16 protein-coding genes are annotated in these 15,364 nt (G+C 70.9%); 14 read left to right on the top strand and 2 right to left on the bottom strand.

Translation table 11 applies throughout. The features are described 5' to 3' along the window. Nucleotides 1-77: 77 nt before the first annotated feature. From priA to hisI, 4 genes are read left to right on the top strand one after another with little or no spacing between them, the layout of a single operon-like run. Nucleotides 78-809 carry a bifunctional 1-(5-phosphoribosyl)-5-((5-phosphoribosylamino)methylideneamino)imidazole-4-carboxamide isomerase/phosphoribosylanthranilate isomerase PriA gene (gene priA / locus AWB89_RS11855; RefSeq protein WP_085173767.1) on the top strand — a complete coding sequence of 244 codons (732 nt, stop codon included), beginning with the start codon at nucleotides 78-80 and terminating at the stop codon, nucleotides 807-809. Between the two features lie 4 nt (nucleotides 810-813). Further along, nucleotides 814-1,614 carry an inositol monophosphatase family protein gene (locus AWB89_RS11850; RefSeq protein WP_085173765.1) on the top strand — a complete coding sequence of 267 codons (801 nt, stop codon included), beginning with the start codon at nucleotides 814-816 and terminating at the stop codon, nucleotides 1,612-1,614. A gap of 1 nt (nucleotide 1,615) precedes the next feature. After that, nucleotides 1,616-2,401: an imidazole glycerol phosphate synthase subunit HisF gene (hisF, locus tag AWB89_RS11845; RefSeq protein WP_085094702.1), complete on the top strand. Its 786-nt coding sequence runs from the start codon at nucleotides 1,616-1,618 to the stop codon at nucleotides 2,399-2,401. Further along, a complete protein-coding gene (hisI, locus tag AWB89_RS11840; RefSeq protein WP_085094704.1) occupies nucleotides 2,398-2,745 on the top strand; it encodes a phosphoribosyl-AMP cyclohydrolase in 348 nt (115 codons plus the stop codon). The genes hisF and hisI overlap by 4 nt, the downstream gene beginning before the upstream one ends. Here hisI and AWB89_RS11835 read toward each other — a convergent pair. After that, complete coding sequence (locus tag AWB89_RS11835) at nucleotides 2,742-4,298, bottom strand: serine/threonine-protein kinase (RefSeq protein WP_085173764.1); 1,557 nt, start codon at nucleotides 4,296-4,298, stop codon at nucleotides 2,742-2,744. The genes hisI and AWB89_RS11835 overlap by 4 nt on opposite strands. A 54-nt stretch (nucleotides 4,299-4,352) precedes the next feature. On the opposite strand from AWB89_RS11835, the gene AWB89_RS11830 reads away from it, so the two are divergent. The 3 genes from AWB89_RS11830 to AWB89_RS11820 all read left to right on the top strand — a co-directional run bounded on the left by AWB89_RS11830 (nucleotide 4,353) and on the right by AWB89_RS11820 (nucleotide 7,216). Then, nucleotides 4,353-5,204 (top strand): helix-turn-helix domain-containing protein, encoded by an 852-nt coding sequence (locus AWB89_RS11830; protein ID WP_372515253.1) that lies wholly within the window; start codon nucleotides 4,353-4,355, stop codon nucleotides 5,202-5,204. Between the two features lie 7 nt (nucleotides 5,205-5,211). Beyond that, nucleotides 5,212-6,039, top strand: a complete 828-nt coding sequence (locus AWB89_RS11825; protein ID WP_085173762.1) for an SAM-dependent methyltransferase — start codon at nucleotides 5,212-5,214, stop codon at nucleotides 6,037-6,039. A 73-nt stretch (nucleotides 6,040-6,112) separates the two neighbouring features. Further along, nucleotides 6,113-7,216, top strand: a complete 1,104-nt coding sequence (locus AWB89_RS11820) for a calcium:cation antiporter (RefSeq protein ID WP_085173760.1) — start codon at nucleotides 6,113-6,115, stop codon at nucleotides 7,214-7,216. 4 nt (nucleotides 7,217-7,220) lie between these two features. Here AWB89_RS11820 and AWB89_RS11815 read toward each other — a convergent pair whose 3' ends face one another. After that, complete coding sequence (locus AWB89_RS11815) at nucleotides 7,221-7,685, bottom strand: peroxiredoxin (protein ID WP_085094711.1); 465 nt, start codon at nucleotides 7,683-7,685, stop codon at nucleotides 7,221-7,223. A gap of 53 nt (nucleotides 7,686-7,738) precedes the next feature. Here AWB89_RS11815 and AWB89_RS11810 point away from each other — a divergent pair, with 53 nt between their 5' ends. The 7 genes from AWB89_RS11810 to AWB89_RS11780 all read left to right on the top strand — a co-directional run bounded on the left by AWB89_RS11810 (nucleotide 7,739) and on the right by AWB89_RS11780 (nucleotide 15,360). Further along, nucleotides 7,739-9,277, top strand: coding sequence for an anthranilate synthase component I (locus tag AWB89_RS11810; RefSeq protein ID WP_085173758.1), 1,539 nt, complete (start codon nucleotides 7,739-7,741; stop codon nucleotides 9,275-9,277). Beyond that, the gene (locus AWB89_RS11805; RefSeq protein ID WP_085173756.1) at nucleotides 9,270-9,947 is read left to right on the top strand and encodes a TIGR02234 family membrane protein; all 678 of its coding nucleotides are present in this window, start codon (nucleotides 9,270-9,272) and stop codon (nucleotides 9,945-9,947) included. The genes AWB89_RS11810 and AWB89_RS11805 overlap by 8 nt, the downstream gene beginning before the upstream one ends. A 100-nt stretch (nucleotides 9,948-10,047) precedes the next feature. Beyond that, nucleotides 10,048-10,866 (top strand): indole-3-glycerol phosphate synthase TrpC, encoded by an 819-nt coding sequence (trpC, locus tag AWB89_RS11800; protein WP_085094717.1) that lies wholly within the window; start codon nucleotides 10,048-10,050, stop codon nucleotides 10,864-10,866. A gap of 35 nt (nucleotides 10,867-10,901) precedes the next feature. Next, nucleotides 10,902-12,173, top strand: coding sequence for a tryptophan synthase subunit beta (gene trpB / locus AWB89_RS11795; RefSeq protein ID WP_085094719.1), 1,272 nt, complete (start codon nucleotides 10,902-10,904; stop codon nucleotides 12,171-12,173). After that, nucleotides 12,170-12,985 (top strand): tryptophan synthase subunit alpha, encoded by an 816-nt coding sequence (gene trpA / locus AWB89_RS11790; protein ID WP_085173755.1) that lies wholly within the window; start codon nucleotides 12,170-12,172, stop codon nucleotides 12,983-12,985. The genes trpB and trpA overlap by 4 nt, the downstream gene beginning before the upstream one ends. Beyond that, on the top strand, nucleotides 12,982-14,757 hold the full coding sequence (locus AWB89_RS11785; protein WP_085173753.1) for a prolipoprotein diacylglyceryl transferase: 1,776 nt from the start codon (nucleotides 12,982-12,984) through the stop codon (nucleotides 14,755-14,757). Before trpA ends, AWB89_RS11785 begins: the two co-directional genes overlap by 4 nt. A gap of 216 nt (nucleotides 14,758-14,973) precedes the next feature. Next, nucleotides 14,974-15,360, top strand: coding sequence for a DUF2752 domain-containing protein (locus AWB89_RS11780; RefSeq protein WP_085094724.1), 387 nt, complete (start codon nucleotides 14,974-14,976; stop codon nucleotides 15,358-15,360). Nucleotides 15,361-15,364 lie beyond the last annotated feature (4 nt).

Here is a 15,364-nt window from a genome sequence, read left to right as displayed (position 1 = left end):
GTGGCGAGAGTGCAGCTAGCGACACAACCGCCGAGAAGGGGTGTCGCCAGTTGCACTTTCGGCGCGCGGGAGGGGCTGTGTTGATTCTGTTACCGGCGGTCGACGTCGTCGACGGCCGCGCCGTGCGCCTCGTACAAGGCAAGGCGGGCAGCGAAACCGAGTACGGCTCGGCGCTGGACGCCGCGCTGGGCTGGCAGCGGGACGGGGCCGAGTGGATCCATCTGGTCGACCTGGACGCCGCGTTCGGGCGCGGCTCCAACCGCGAGCTGCTCGCCGAGGTGGTCGGCAAGCTCGACGTCAAGGTGGAGCTGTCGGGCGGCATCCGCGACGACGACTCCCTGGCCGCCGCGCTGGCCACCGGCTGCGCGCGGGTCAACCTGGGCACCGCCGCGCTGGAAAATCCGCAGTGGTGCGCCCGGGCGATCGCCGAGCACGGCGACCAGGTCGCCGTCGGGCTCGACGTGCAGATCGTGGACGGCGAGCATCGGTTGCGCGGGCGCGGCTGGGAGACCGACGGCGGCGACCTGTGGGAGGTGCTGGAACGCCTTGACGCTCAAGGGTGTTCGCGGTTCGTCGTCACCGACGTGACCAAGGACGGCACGCTCGGCGGCCCCAACCTCGAGCTGCTGGGTGCCGTGGCCGACCGCACCGAGGCGCCGGTGATCGCGTCCGGCGGCGTGTCCAGCCTGGATGACCTGCGCGCGATCGCCACGCTCACCGACCGCGGGGTCGAGGGGGCCATCGTGGGAAAGGCGCTCTACGCCGGGCGGTTCACCCTGCCGCAGGCCCTCGACGCGGTGAGGGCGTAAGCGCATGGACCTCAACGCGCTGGTGTCGGTGGCCTCGAAGATCCTCGACGCCGCGGTGCCGCGCTTCCTGGAGGGGCATCGCGCCGATTCCGCGGTTGCCAAGAAGGGCAACGACTTTGCCACCGAGATCGACCTGGAGATCGAGCGGCAGGTCGTCACCGCCCTGCAGGCGACCACCGGGATCGGCGTGCACGGCGAGGAGTTCGGCGGCACCGACGTGGACTCGCCGTGGGTGTGGGTGCTGGATCCCGTGGACGGAACCTTCAACTACGCTGCCGGCTCGCCGATGGCCGCGATCCTGCTGGCCCTTTTGCACGACGGCGATCCGGTGGCGGGCCTGACCTGGTTGCCGTTCACCGACGAGCGCTACACCGCCGTCGCGGGGGGCCCGCTAATCAAAAACGGTGCGCCGCAGCCGCCGCTGGAAACCACGGAGCTCGGTGAGAGCCTCCTCGCGGTCGGGACGTTCAGCGCCGACTCGCGGGGCCGTTTCCCGGGGCGCTACCGGATGGCGCTGCTGGAGAACCTGAGCCGGGTGTCCTCGCGGTTGCGCATGCACGGGTCGACCGGGATCGACCTCGTCTACGTCGCCGACGGGATCGTCGGTGCCGCAATAAGCTTCGGTGGCCACGTCTGGGACCACGCCGCCGGGGTGGCGCAGGTGCGGGCCGCCGGCGGCATCGTCACCGACCTGGCCGGCAAACCGTGGACCCCGACGTCGGACTCGGTGCTGGCCGCCGCGCCCGGCGCGCACGGCGAGATCCTCGACATCCTCAGCGCCGTCGGCGACCCGGGGGACTACTGAGATGTACTCCGACACCGGACTTGCCGTGCGCGTGATCCCGTGCCTGGACGTCGACGCCGGGCGGGTGGTCAAGGGCGTCAACTTCGAAAACCTGCGCGACGCCGGCGATCCCGTGGAACTGGCGGCGGCCTATGACGCGGAGGGCGCCGACGAGCTGACCTTCCTCGACGTGACCGCGTCCTCGTCGGGCAGGGCGACGATGCTGGAGGTGGTGCGCCGTACCGCCGAGCAGGTATTCATCCCGCTCACGGTCGGCGGGGGGGTGCGCACGGTCGCCGACGTCGACACGCTGCTGCGCGCCGGGGCCGACAAGGTCTCGGTCAACACCGCCGCGATCGCCCGCCCCGACCTGTTGGCCGAACTGGCAACGCAATTCGGCTCGCAATGCATCGTGTTGTCCGTCGACGCCCGCACGGTTCCCGCGGGGTCGGCGCCGACGCCGTCGGGCTGGGAGGTCACCACCCACGGGGGGCGCCGCGGCACCGGCATCGATGCCGTGGAGTGGGCGGCCCGCGGCGCCGATCTGGGGGTGGGGGAGATCCTGCTCAACTCGATGGACGCCGACGGCACCAAGGCGGGGTTCGACCTGCCGATGCTGCGCGCGGTGCGCGCGGCGGTCTCGGTGCCGGTGATCGCCAGCGGCGGCGCCGGGGCGGCCGAACACTTCGCGCCCGCGGTCGCCGCCGGGGCGGATGCGGTGTTGGCCGCCAGCGTCTTTCACTTCCGCGAGCTGACGATCGGTCAGGTGAAGGCCGCCATGGCCGCCGAGAAGATCCCGGTCCGATGACGCTCGACCCGAACATCGCCGCGCGGCTCAAGCGCAACGCCGACGGGCTGATCGCCGCGGTCGTGCAGGAGCGCGGCAGCGGCGACGTGCTGATGGTCGCGTGGATGGACGACGAGGCGCTGGCCCGCACCCTGGAAACCCGTGAGGCCACGTACTATTCGCGCTCCCGCGGCGAGCAATGGGTCAAGGGCGCGACGTCCGGCCACACCCAGCGCGTGCACTCGGTACGCCTGGACTGCGACGGCGACACCGTGCTGCTGACCGTCGATCAGGTCGGCGCCGCCTGCCACACCGGCGATCACAGCTGCTTCGACGCCGACGTGCTGCTCACACCCGAAGGCTAACTGGGCGCGACGTCCAACCCCTGGGCCGCGGCGATGGCGGCGCGGGCCCATTCGTGGCGGAACACGGCCGGCGCGATGCGGTCACGGCGGATCATCTCGAGATCGATGGCCTTGCCGGTGATCACCGCGTTGGGCACCCGGAAGGAGAAGGCCGGCCCTTCGGTCGCGATGGCCAGGATCGCGTCGCTGTCGGTGAAATTGTTGGCGGCCATGGCATTTTCGGCCCACTTGAGCGGCTTGAGCCCGCCGAAGTTGGGGACGTACACCACCCAGAGCCGGGTGCCGCGCCCGTTGTAGAGCCTGGTGAGGGCCCGGTTCACGGCGTCGTACTCCAGGGGGCCGAGCACCCCCACCTGATCGGTGATCTGGCCGGACAGCTTGACCGCCGACGGCGCGGCGTTGCCGGGGGGCGCGGCGGCTCCGGGCGCCGGCGGCGCCGACTGCGCGGGCGCGATGGCGGTGTTGTGGTGCTGGTGATTTCGGGTGCCGAGCGCGCGGACGCCGAAGTAGGCGCCCACCGCCACCACCGCGACGGCGACCAGCACGCCGATCGCCACCGCCGGTCCCCGGGACCCGCCGCGCGCTTTCGGCGGGGGCGCCGGCGCGCCGCTGGGCTTGGCGATGACCGCGGTCGGCGCCGGGATGACCTCGGTGGCGCCGGCCGCCACCTCCGACGCCGCGGTGTTGAGCTGGTTACCCAAAGCCGCCGCGAAGTCGGCGCACGTCGCGTAGCGGTCGTCGGGCTTCTTGGCGAGCGCTTTGGCGATCGGGCCGTCGAGGTCGGCCAGCTCGGGGCGGCGTTCGCTGATGTTCGGCGGTGGCGCGGACAGGTGCTGGGTGATGACCACCGCCGGATTCGAGTGGCGGAACGGCGCCGACCCGGACAGCAGATCGAACGCGGTGCAGCCGAGCGCGTATTGATCGGCCCGCCCGTCCAGGTCCGCGCCCTGCAGCTGCTCGGGCGCGCAGTACGCGGTCGTGCCCACCAGCATGTTGGTCGCGGTCAGGCCGCTGATGTCACCCAGTTCGCGGGCGATGCCGAAGTCGGCGAGCAGGATCCGCCGCCGCGGGCTGGCGTCGGTCAGCAGGATGTTGGCGGGTTTGACGTCGCGGTGCAGCAGCTTGCGCTCGTGTGCGTAGTCGAGAGCGTCGGCGACGGCCGAAATGATTTCGACCACATCGGCTTTCGGCATACCGGACGGGTACTCGGTGCGCAGCAGTTTCGCGGCGTCGGTTCCCTGCACGTAGTCCATCGAGATCCACAGCTGCCCGTCGAACTCGCCGCGGTCGTGGATGCCGACGATGTGCTCGTTGTACAGGCTGGCCGCCAGGTCGGCCTCCCGGTTGAAGCGCTGGCGGAATTCGTCGTTCGCCGTCAGCCCACGCGGCAGGATCTTGAGGGCGTCGCGGCGAGGCAGCCGCGGGTGCTGCGCCAAATACACCTGGCCCATGCCGCCGGTCCCGAGCCGGCGAACGATCGTGTATCCGGCGAACACCTGTCCCTCGGTCAGGCCGTCGCTGCGCCCTTCGGCGCCCGCGTCGCTGTTCGGCATGTGAGCATGTTACTGAGGCCACCCGCCCGAAGATGGCAGAAAGGACCGGCCGTGGTGTACCGACCCGCGCTGTACCGGCCGGCGCCGCCCCTGGCCGAATACGTCGAGTTCTTCGGGCATTGGCGACACCGCGGCCCCAGCTACCGAAGCCGGGCGCTGCCGCGTGGGGCGGTGACCATCGTGTTCGACGTCGGGCGGCGCCAGCAATTGGACTTCTACACCGCCGACGGGCGCACCCGGTTGCCGGTTCCGCCCGCCGTCGTGGCCGGGCCGCACCGGGCGTCGTACATCACCGACATCGCGTCCGACGAGCCCGCCATGGCGATCCACTTCCGGCCCGGCGGCGCCTTTCCGTTTCTCGGCGTTCCGCTCGGCGATGTGGAGGACCAGGCCGTCGGCCTGGAGGAGATCTGGGGGCGGGGCGGTCGCGAGGTGCACGAGCGGCTGATCGCCGCCCCGTCGGTCGCCGCCCGCTTCGGCATCCTCGAGGAGTTTCTGCTGTCGCGGGCGCGGTTCGCGGTGCGCCGGGATCCCGGCGTCGCGGCCGCGCTGGCGGCGATCGAGGCCGATCCGTCGGTGCGGATGGCGGAGGTCCGGCGCCTGACGGGGTGGTCGACCAAGCGGATGATCGCGCAGTTCCGGGCAGAGGTGGGCCTGGCGCCCAAGACCTATGCGCGGGTGCGGCGCCTGCAGGCGGCGCTGCGCCGGCTCGGGGAGGGGACGACGGGCGGGGCGCGCCTCGCCGCGGACGCCGGCTATTTCGACCAGGCGCATTTCGTTCGCGACTTCCGCTCGTTCACCGCGATGACGCCGACGCAATACGGCCGGCAGCGGCTCGTGCTGCCCAGCCATGTCCCGGTCGCGCGGCACAAATATGCAATACCGGCGGTGCCCGGGCCGTCATGATCGGCGGATGGACAGCACCAAACACGCGGTAGCGGCCACCGGACTCCTCGCGGCGGCGGTGCGCGCCGAGGAATCCCGGCGCGACGACCCGCTTTTCGCCGACCCGTTCGCGGAACGGCTGGCCGGCGACGACGGCCGACGGCTGCTCGCCGACGCCGTCGCCGCGACCGGGCAGTCGCCCGCCGAGATCGCCATCCGCACGCGGTTTTTCGACGAGGCGCTGCTCGACGCGCAGCGCGCCGGGGCGTCGCAGGTGGTGATCCTGGCCGCGGGCATGGACGCCCGGGCGTATCGCCTGCCGTGGCGCCAGGGCACCACCGTCTACGAGGTGGACCAGCCGGAAGTGATGGCGGCCAAGGAGCAGCGACTGGCCGGCGCGCCGCCCCGGTGCCGGCGCGTCGCGGTGGGCATCGACCTGTCCGACGACTGGCCCAAAGCCCTTCTGGCGCAAGGATTTAGGTCGTCGTCGAAGACGGCGTGGTTGGTCGAGGGATTGTTGCAGTACCTCGACGCATCGGCCGTCGACGCCCTGTTCGCGCGGGTCGACGCGCTGTCCGCACCGGGGGATGTGCTGCTGTACAACGTGATCGGCCGGCTTCTGCTGGAGGCGCCGTTCCTGCAGTCCACCCAGGAATTCATGCGTCGGCTCGGCGCGCCCTGGACGTTCGGCACCGACGCGCCCGCCGCCCTCGTCGAGCGGCACGGCTGGAGCGCCGCGGTCACCGACGTGGCCGAACCCGGCAGCAGGTGGCACCGCTGGGAGCACCCGGTCGTTCCGCTGGACGTGCCCGGCGTGCCGCGCGGCTACTTCGTGGTGGCGACCAAATCTTGCTGACGCCCTGACGGCGGCCTGACTCCGCGGCCGGCCGTCGCGCATCGGGACGCGTATTCGGTGACAATGGCGGGCGATGTTGAAACGGCTGCCCTGGACGTCCTGGACCGCGGTGGTGCCGCTGATCGCCGTCGTCGTGCTGACGGCCACCTGGGACGAGCAGCTCGGGCCGGTGCTGGTCGCGCTGCAGGCCGTGCTGTTGATCGGTGCGGTGCTGGCCGCCGTCCAGCACGCGGAGGTGGTCGCCGCGCGCGTCGGCGAGCCGTTCGGCTCCCTGGTGCTGGCGGGCGCGGTCACGATCATCGAGGTGGCCCTCATCGTCGAGCTGATGGCATCGGGCGGCAACGAGGCGGCCACGCTGGCCCGCGACACCGCGTTCGCCGCCTTCATGATCACCACCAACGGGATCGCCGGTCTGTCGCTGTCGTGGGGCTCCCGCCGCTACGGCGTGACGCTGTTCAACGCCGAGGGCAGCGGGGCCGCGCTGGCCACGCTCACCACGCTGGCCACGCTCAGCCTGGCCCTGCCCGCGTTCACCATCAGCCACCCCGGCAAGGAGTTCTCGCCCGGGCAGCTCATCTTCGCCGCGGTCGCGTCGCTGCTGCTGTATTTGCTGTTCGTCTTCACCCAGACCGTGCGGCATCGCGACTTTTTCCTGCCCGTCGCGCAACGGGGTCAAAAGCGGCTCTTCGAGGAGGACGAGAACCACGCCGACCCGCCGACCGCCCGCGCGGCGCTGATCAGCCTCGTGCTGCTGCTGGTCGCGCTCGTCGCGGTGGTGGGCCTGGCCGAACAGGAATCGCCGGCCGTGGAACGCCTGGTCACCGCCGCCGGATTCCCGCAGACCTTCGTCGGCGTGGTGATCGCGTTGCTGGTGCTGCTGCCCGAGACGCTCGCCGCTGTGCGCGCGGCGCGGCGCGGCCGCATCCAGACCAGCCTGAACCTGGCCTACGGCTCGGCGATGGCCAGCATCGGGCTGACCATCCCGGCGATCGCGCTGGCCAGCATCTGGCTCAAGGGCCCGCTGGTGCTCGGCCTGGCGCCCACCCAGCTGGTTCTGCTCGCGCTGACCGTGGTGATCAGCATGTTGACCGTGGTGCCCGGCCGGGCCACCCGGCTGCAGGGCGAGGTGCACCTGGTGTTGTTCGCCGCGTATCTGTTCTTGGCGGTGATCCCCTGACGCGCTAGGCCGACGAGCGCGCCCGCAGCGTCTGAAGCGCCTTGTCGGCGTGGGTGTCCATGCTGAATTCGCTGGCGATCACGTCGAGCACTTTGCGATCGGTGTCGATGACGAATGTGGTGCGCTTGACCGGCATCAGCTTGCCCAGCAGGCCGCGCTTGACGCCGAACTGCGTAGCGACGGTGCCCTCGGTGTCCGAGAGCAGCGGGTAGTCGAACTTGCGCAGGTCGGCGAACTTGGCCTGCTTTTCCACGGGATCGGCGCTGATGCCGACCCGGCCGGCCCCGACGGCCGCGAACTCCGCGGCCAGGTCGCGGAAGTGGCACGCCTCCTTGGTGCAGCCGGGCGTCATCGCGGCGGGATAAAAGAACAGGACCACCGGCCCGTCGGCGAGCAGGGCGCTGAGCTTGCGGGGCGTCCCGGTCTGGTCGGGAAGCTCGAAGTCGGCCACGGTGTCACCAGTTTTCATGGGCGTCACGCTACGCCCGATGGCCGCCGCACCCCATCTGGGAGGATGGATCGGTGCACGCCCATCTCGCCGCCACCACGTCACGGGAGGAGTTCCGCCATCTCGCGGCGGAGCACCGTGTGGTTCCGGTGACCCGCAAGGTCTTGGCCGACAGCGAAACTCCGCTCTCGGCCTACCGCAAACTCGCCGCGAACCGGCCCGGCACGTTTTTGCTCGAATCCGCCGAGAACGGCCGGTCGTGGTCGCGATGGTCGTTCGTGGGCGCGGGAGCGCCGTCGGCCCTGACCGTGCGCGACGGCCAAGCCGTGTGGCTGGGCGCCGTGCCGCAGGACGCGCCGACGGGCGGCGACCCGCTGCGCGCGCTGCGCGACACCCTCGAGCTGCTGGCCACGGCCGCCATGCCCGGGCTGCCGCCGCTGTCGGGCGGCATGGTCGGGTTCTTCGCCTACGACCTGGTGCGCCGCCTGGAACGGCTGCCCGAGCTGGCCGTCGACGACCTGCGGCTGCCCGACATGCTGCTGCTGCTGGCCACCGACCTTGCGGCCGTCGACCACCACGAGGGCACCATCACGCTGATCGCCAACGCCGTGAACTGGAACGGCACCGACGAGCGGGTCGAGGAGGCCTACCACGACGCGGTCGCCCGGCTGGACGTGATGACCAGCGCGCTGGGTCAGCCGCTGCCGTCGACGGTGGCCACGTTCGGCAAGCCGGAGCCCCGGTTCCGTGCGCAGCGCACCGTCGAGGAGTACGGCAAGATCGTCGACTACCTCGTCGAGCAGATCGCCGCCGGCGAGGCCTTTCAGGTGGTGCCCTCGCAGCGCTTCGAGATGGACACCCACGTCGACCCCATCGACGTCTACCGGATGCTGCGCGCCACCAACCCCAGCCCCTACATGTATCTGCTGCATGTGCCCGATGACGCTGGGGCAACGGACTTTTCGATCGTCGGATCCAGCCCCGAGGCGCTGGTCACCGTCGCCGACGGCTGGGCCACCACGCACCCGATCGCCGGAACGCGGTGGCGCGGGCAAACCGACGAAGAGGATCAGCTGCTGGAAAAGGAACTGCTGGCCGACGACAAGGAACGGGCCGAGCATCTGATGCTCGTGGACCTGGGCCGCAACGACCTCGGCCGCGTCTGCACGCCGGGCACCGTGCGCGTCGACGACTACAGCCACATCGAACGCTATAGCCACGTGATGCACCTGGTGTCGACGGTGACCGGGATGCTCGGCGAGGGCCGGACCGCGCTGGACGCGGTGACGGCGTGCTTCCCGGCCGGCACGCTGTCGGGCGCGCCCAAGGTGCGGGCCATGGAGCTGATCGAAGAGGTGGAGAAGACGCGCCGCGGCCTGTATGGCGGCGTGGTCGGTTATCTCGACTTCGCCGGCAACGCCGACTTCGCGATCGCGATCCGCACCGCGTTGATGCGCGACGGCACCGCGTTCGTCCAGGCGGGCGGCGGCGTGGTGGCCGATTCCAACGGCCCCTACGAGTACACCGAGGCCTCCAACAAGGCGCGGGCGGTGCTCAACGCGATCGCGGCCGCCGAGACCCTGACGGCGCCACCGCCGGCCCGCAATGGCTGATGGGCGCCCGGCCCGGGCCGGCCGGATCACCATCGTCGTCGCCCAGCTGCTGCTGATGGCGGCCGCGGCGGCGCTGTGGGTGGCGTCGCGGCTGCCGTGGGTGGTGGTCCGCTCCTTCGACGGGCTGGGCCAGCCGAAGCAGGTGACGCTGTCCGGCGCGACGTGGTCGTCGGCGCTGCTGCCGTTGGCGCTGCTCATGCTGGCCACCGCCGTGGCGGCGCTCGCCGTGCGCGGCTGGCCGCTGCGGGTGCTGGCGGCGCTGCTGGCGGTGGCCAGCCTCGCGGTCGGCTATCTCGGCGTCAGCTTGTGGGTGGTTCCCGACGTGGGGGTGCGCGGCGCCGAGCTGGCGCATATCCCGGTGATGTTCCTGGTGGGGAGCGAGCGGCGCTACTGGGGGGCCGGGATCGCGGTCGGCGCCGCGGTGTGCACGCTGGCCGCGGCCGTCCTGTTGATGCGGTCGGCCTCGAAGGCCCGCGACGGCGCAGCGAAGTACGCCGCGCCCGCGACCCGCCGATCGAATGCGCGACGCGACGACGCCGGCGGGGCGATGCTGGAGGCGGGTGAAAAGCCGGAGATGTCGGATATGTCGGAGCGGATGATCTGGGATGCGCTTGACGAGGGACGCGACCCGACCGATCGGGCCCGCGAGTCCGACACCGAGGGTCGGTGACGGGCCGCGCTGTGACGGTCGCTACCCTTCTTTCACGTCATCGAAATCGGCTAAGTAATCGTGGCGACAGTGTGATGGCAGTGGGAAGGGAACGACAGGCATGAGTCCGGCATCCGTGCTTGACTCCATCCTCGAGGGAGTCCGGGCCGACGTTGCCGCGCGCGAAGCCGTTGTCAGCCTGACCGAAATCAAGGCGGCCGCCGCGGCGGCGCCACCACCGCTGGACGTGATGGCCGCCCTGCGCGAGCCCGGTATCGGCGTCATCGCGGAGGTCAAGCGCGCCAGCCCGTCGGCGGGTTCGCTAGCGCCCATTGCCGATCCGGCGAAGCTGGCCCAGGCCTACGAGGACGGCGGCGCCCGCATCATCAGCGTGCTGACCGAGGAGCGGCGCTTCCGCGGCTCGCTCGACGACCTGGACGCGGTGCGGGCCGCGGTGTCAATCCCGGTGCTGCGCAAAGACTTTGTGGTGCAGCCCTACCAGATCCACGAGGCGCGCGCGCACGGCGCCGACATGCTGTTGCTGATCGTCGCCGCGCTGGAGCAGTCGGCGTTGGTGTCGATGCTGGACCGCACGGAATCGCTCGGCATGACCGCACTCGTCGAAGTGCACACCGAGCAAGAGGCCGACCGGGCGCTGAAGGCCGGGGCCAACGTGATCGGCGTCAACGCCCGCGACCTCGCGACCCTGGAAGTGGACCGGGATTGCTTCGCGCGCATCGCGCCGGGGCTGCCCAGCAACGTGATCCGGATCGCCGAATCCGGCGTGCGCGGCACCGGTGACCTGCTGGCCTACGCCGGTGCCGGCGCCGACGCGGTTCTGGTCGGCGAGGGTCTGGTCAAAAGCGGCGACCCGCGCGCGGCGGTCGCCGATCTCGTCACCGCGGGCACCCATCCGTCCTGCCCCAAACCGTCGCGCTAGCCGCCGATGAGCTGTCCCCGCGTCGAGAATTGGTGATGGTGGATCTGTCCCGCCCGGAGCTTCCGCTTTCGAGTGCGGCCATCGCCGAACCCACCCGCCACGATCCCGACCCGGGTGGTCATTTCGGCGGCCCCGGTGGCTACGGCGGCCGCTACGTCGCCGAGGCGCTGATGGCCGTGATCGAAGAGGTCACCGCCGCCTACGAGAAGGAACGCGTCAACCCCGACTTCCTCGACACCCTCGACGCGCTGCAGGCCAACTACACCGGCCGGCCGTCGCCGCTGTACGAGGCCACCCGCCTGTCCGAGCACGCCGGCTCGGCGCGGATCTTCCTCAAGCGAGAAGACTTGAACCACACCGGTTCTCACAAGATCAACAACGTGCTCGGCCAGGCGCTGCTGGCCAAGCGGATGGGCAAGAACCGGGTGATCGCCGAGACCGGGGCCGGGCAGCACGGCGTGGCCACGGCCACCGCGTGCGCGTTGCTCGGACTCGATTGCGTGGTCTACATGGGCGCCGTCGACACCGCCCGGCAGGCGCTCAACGTGGCCCGGATGCGGCTGCTGGGCGCCGAGGTCGTCTCGGTGGAAACCGGCTCCCGCACGCTCAAGGACGCCATCAACGAGGCGTTCCGCGACTGGGTTACCAACGCCGACAGCACCTACTACTGCTTCGGCACCGCGGCCGGACCGCACCCGTTCCCCACCATGGTCCGTGACTTTCAGCGCGTCATCGGGCTGGAGACGCGCGTGCAGATCCAGGCGCAGGCGGGCCGGCTGCCCGATGCGGTCACCGCCTGCATCGGCGGGGGATCCAACGCGATCGGGATCTTCCACGCCTTCATCGACGATCCGGGTGTGCGGCTGGTCGGATTCGAGGCGGCCGGCGACGGCGTCGAGACCGGCAGGCATGCGGCGACGTTCAGCGGCGGTTCGCCCGGGGCCTTCCAGGGATCGTTCTCCTACCTGCTGCAGGACGAGGACGGCCAGACCATCGAATCCCATTCCATCTCAGCGGGTCTGGACTATCCCGGCGTGGGCCCCGAACACGCCTGGCTCAGGCAGACGGGACGCGCCGAGTACCGGCCCATCACCGACGCCGAGGCGATGGACGCGTTCGGCCTGCTGTGCCGCACCGAGGGCATCATCCCGGCCATCGAATCGGCGCACGCGGTGGCCGGCGCGCTGCAGCTCGGAACCGAGTTGGGCGGCGGCGCGGTCATCGTGGTGAACCTGTCGGGCCGCGGCGACAAGGACGTCGCGACGGCCGCGAAGTGGTTCGGCCTGATGGAGACCGACGAGCAATGACCGTGCAACAGAGCGAGGCGAGCCGGCTGGGCCCGGCTTTCGAGTCGTGCCGCGCCGACGGCCGGGCGGCGCTGATCGGTTACCTGCCGACGGGCTACCCCGACGTGGCCACCTCGATCGACGCGATGATCGCGCTCGTCGAATCCGGTTGCGACATCATCGAAGTCGGCGTGCCGTACTCGGATCCGGGCATGGACGGCCCGACGATCGCGCGGGCTACCGAGGCCGCGTTGCACGGGGGAGTGCGGGTCCGGGACACGCTGGCCGCGGTCGACGCGATCAGCGCGGCCGGCGGCCGGGCGGTGGTGATGACGTATTGGAATCCGGTGCTGCGCTACGGCGTTGACGCCTTCGCCCGGGACCTGGCGGCGGCCGGCGGGCACGGCCTGATCACCCCCGACCTCATCCCCGACGAGGCCGGGCAGTGGTTGGCGGCCTCCGACGCGCATCGGCTGGATCGCATCTTCCTGGTCGCGCCCTCGTCGACGCCGGAGCGGCTGGCGACCACGGTCGAGGCGTCGCGCGGCTTCGTCTACGCGGCCTCGACGATGGGGGTCACCGGGGCGCGTGACGCGGTGTCGCACGCCGCACCGGAATTGGTGCGCCGGGTCAGGACGGTGTCCGACATACCCGTCGGCGTCGGCCTCGGTGTGCGCTCAAGGGAGCAGGCCGCGCAGATCGGCGGCTACGCCGACGGGGTCATCGTCGGGTCCGCGTTGGTGTCGGCGCTGGGCGGCGGCGGTCTGCCCGCGCTGCGCGCGCTGACCGAGGAACTCGCCATCGGTGTGCGGCAGCGGGCGGCCGCATCGTGACGCACCTGCTCGCGTATTTCCCCAGCCCCCCGCGGGGTGTGTGGCACCTCGGGCCGTTGCCGATCCGCGCCTACGCGCTGTTCATCATCACCGGCATCGTGGTTGCGCTGATGATCGGGGACCGGCGCTGGGAGGCCCGCGGCGGCCAACGGGGCGTCATCTACGACATCGCGCTGTGGGCGGTGCCGTTCGGATTGATCGGCGGCCGGCTCTATCACCTCGCCACCGACTGGCGGACCTATTGGGGCCCGGGCGGCGCCGGGTTCGGCGCGGCGCTGCGAATCTGGGACGGCGGCCTGGGCATCTGGGGCGCGGTGGCGCTCGGCGGCGTCGGCGCGTGGATCGCCTGCCGGCGTCGCGGAATTCCGCTGCCCGCCTTCGGCGACGCGATCGCGCCGGGAATCATCTTGGCGCAGGCCATCGGTCGGCTCGGCAACTACTTCAACCAGGAGCTCTACGGCCGGGAAACCACGGTGCCGTGGGGTTTGGAGATCTTCTACCGGCGCGACCCCTCCGGTTACGTGGACCCGCATTCGCTCGACGGCGTGTCGACCGGGCAGGTCGCGCTCGTGGTGCAGCCGACGTTCTTGTACGAATTGATCTGGAACGTCCTGGTTTTCGTCGCGTTGATCTACGTGGACCGGCGGTTCAAGTTCGGTCACGGACGGCTGTTCGCGTTGTATGTCGCCTGCTACTGCGTCGGGCGCTTCGGTGTGGAGCTGCTGCGCAACGACACGGCCACGCTCATCGCCGGAATCCGAATCAACGTCTTCACATCGACTTTCGTGTTCATCGGTGCGATCGTGTACATCATCCTGGCGCCGAAGGGCCGCGAGGACCCCGCGAGCCTGCACACCGGGTATCCAGTGCCCGAGGACGCGCCGGCGCCCAAGCCGCAAGCCGAACCGGAACCCGAGGCGATCACCGGCGCTTCGGTGATGGCGGCGGCCACGGTCGCGGGCGTGATGGCGGCGGGCAAGACGGCGAAGAGGCTGATTCCGCGCCGGCGGCCGAAACCTGTGGAGCCCGTCGCGCCCGAAGCCGACGCCGAGACCGTGAAAGCGGAGGCCGAGGTCCCGGAGACGGCCGAGCTGGAGGCGGCGGAGCCTGCAACCGCCGAGGCGGAGGTCGCGGAACCCGTGGCCGACGAGGCGGAGGTCGCGGAGTCCGAGACCGAAGCAGTCGAGGTGGCGGAACCCGAAGCGGAAGAGGCCGAGGCGGAGGCGCCGGAAGCCGAAGAAGCCGAGGTGCCGGAACCGGAAGCCGAAGAGGCTGAGCCGGAGGAGCCGGAAGCCGAAGCTGAAGAGGCCGAGGAGCCGGAGGCCGAAAAGGCCGACGAGGCGGAGGCCGCGGAGCCGGAAGCCGAAGAGCAGGAACCCGTAGCACAAGAGGCGGAGGCCGAGGAGCCGGAAGCCGAAGAGGCCGAAGCCGAAGAACTGGAGGCCGACGCGGCCGAGGCGTCGGAACCTGAAGTCGCGGAGGCCGAGGCCGCGGTCGCGGAGACCGAGAGCGAACCCGTGGAGCCGGAGGGCGAGGAGTCCGAGGCCGCGGAGGCCGAGGCCGTCGCGACGGAGGCCGAGCAGGCCGAGGTCGCCGAACCCGAAGCCGAAGACCTTGAGAACGAGCCCGAGACGACCGAGCCCAAAGATCAAGAGCCCGAAGCTGACTCGGAACCCGAGTCCGACGCCGAGGCGGAAGAGGCCGTAGTGGATGCCCCGGCCGCAACACGGAGGCGATTGAGCTTCCGGCTGCGGAACCGACGCGGCCGCTAGCGCCCGGCTCGCGGCGGAAAGGACCGGCCCGCGAACGTCATCCGCCGGGTCGAGTGTGAACTCGGGGCGTTTCGGTGTGAGCTGGTGGTGAAGTTCGTCGGCGTGTCGTCGCCCAGGATCCACACTCGCCGCGACAACTGTCGAACGTCGGGTTGTTGCGGGAAATACGCGGGTTTCCCCGCAACAACCCGACGTTCGGCGCATTAAAGTGAGGACGTGAACCGGACGTACGCCGCGGCGGGCACCGGCGCGCTGTTGGCGGGCGCGGTCGGCTACGTCGCGCTGGTCGATCCGCACAACACGCATTCGGTGTATCCGCTGTGCCCGTTCAAGTGGCTTACGGGTTGGAATTGCCCCCTGTGCGGCGGCCTTCGCATGACGCATGATCTGCTGCACGGTGACCTGATGGCCACCATCAACGACAACCTCTTCCTGCTGTTTGCCCTCCCGGCGCTGGCGGGCTGGATCCTGCTGCGGCGCCGGCGCGGCGAGCCGGTGTTGTCGACGCCGGCGGTGGTGACGGTCACAGCCGTGGCGATCGCGTGGACCGTGCTGCGCAACCTGCCAGGCTTCCCGCTGGTTCCGACCGTCCTCAGCGGGTAGCCGC

Origin of the sequence: Mycobacterium paraense, from assembly GCF_002101815.1 — a bacterium.
Lineage (GTDB): Bacteria > Actinomycetota > Actinomycetes > Mycobacteriales > Mycobacteriaceae > Mycobacterium > Mycobacterium paraense.
The sequence above is the reverse complement of the archived record's forward strand: the minus strand, read 5'-3'. Positions and strand labels throughout refer to the sequence as shown.

What these genes read in the sequence shown, in the direction of transcription:
- AWB89_RS11850 (WP_085173765.1), top strand. Translation starts at nt 814, where the DNA reads ATGGACCTCAACGCGCTGGTGTCGGTGGCCTCGAAGATCCTCGACGCC.
- hisF (WP_085094702.1), top strand. Translation starts at nt 1,616, where the DNA reads ATGTACTCCGACACCGGACTTGCCGTGCGCGTGATCCCGTGCCTGGAC.
- hisI (WP_085094704.1), top strand. Translation starts at nt 2,398, where the DNA reads ATGACGCTCGACCCGAACATCGCCGCGCGGCTCAAGCGCAACGCCGAC.
- AWB89_RS11835 (WP_085173764.1), bottom strand. Translation starts at nt 4,298, where the DNA reads ATGCCGAACAGCGACGCGGGCGCCGAAGGGCGCAGCGACGGCCTGACC.
- AWB89_RS11825 (WP_085173762.1), top strand. Translation starts at nt 5,212, where the DNA reads ATGGACAGCACCAAACACGCGGTAGCGGCCACCGGACTCCTCGCGGCG.
- AWB89_RS11820 (WP_085173760.1), top strand. Translation starts at nt 6,113, where the DNA reads ATGTTGAAACGGCTGCCCTGGACGTCCTGGACCGCGGTGGTGCCGCTG.
- AWB89_RS11815 (WP_085094711.1), bottom strand. Translation starts at nt 7,685, where the DNA reads ATGAAAACTGGTGACACCGTGGCCGACTTCGAGCTTCCCGACCAGACC.
- AWB89_RS11805 (WP_085173756.1), top strand. Translation starts at nt 9,270, where the DNA reads ATGGCTGATGGGCGCCCGGCCCGGGCCGGCCGGATCACCATCGTCGTC.
- trpC (WP_085094717.1), top strand. Translation starts at nt 10,048, where the DNA reads ATGAGTCCGGCATCCGTGCTTGACTCCATCCTCGAGGGAGTCCGGGCC.
- trpB (WP_085094719.1), top strand. Translation starts at nt 10,902, where the DNA reads ATGGTGGATCTGTCCCGCCCGGAGCTTCCGCTTTCGAGTGCGGCCATC.
- trpA (WP_085173755.1), top strand. Translation starts at nt 12,170, where the DNA reads ATGACCGTGCAACAGAGCGAGGCGAGCCGGCTGGGCCCGGCTTTCGAG.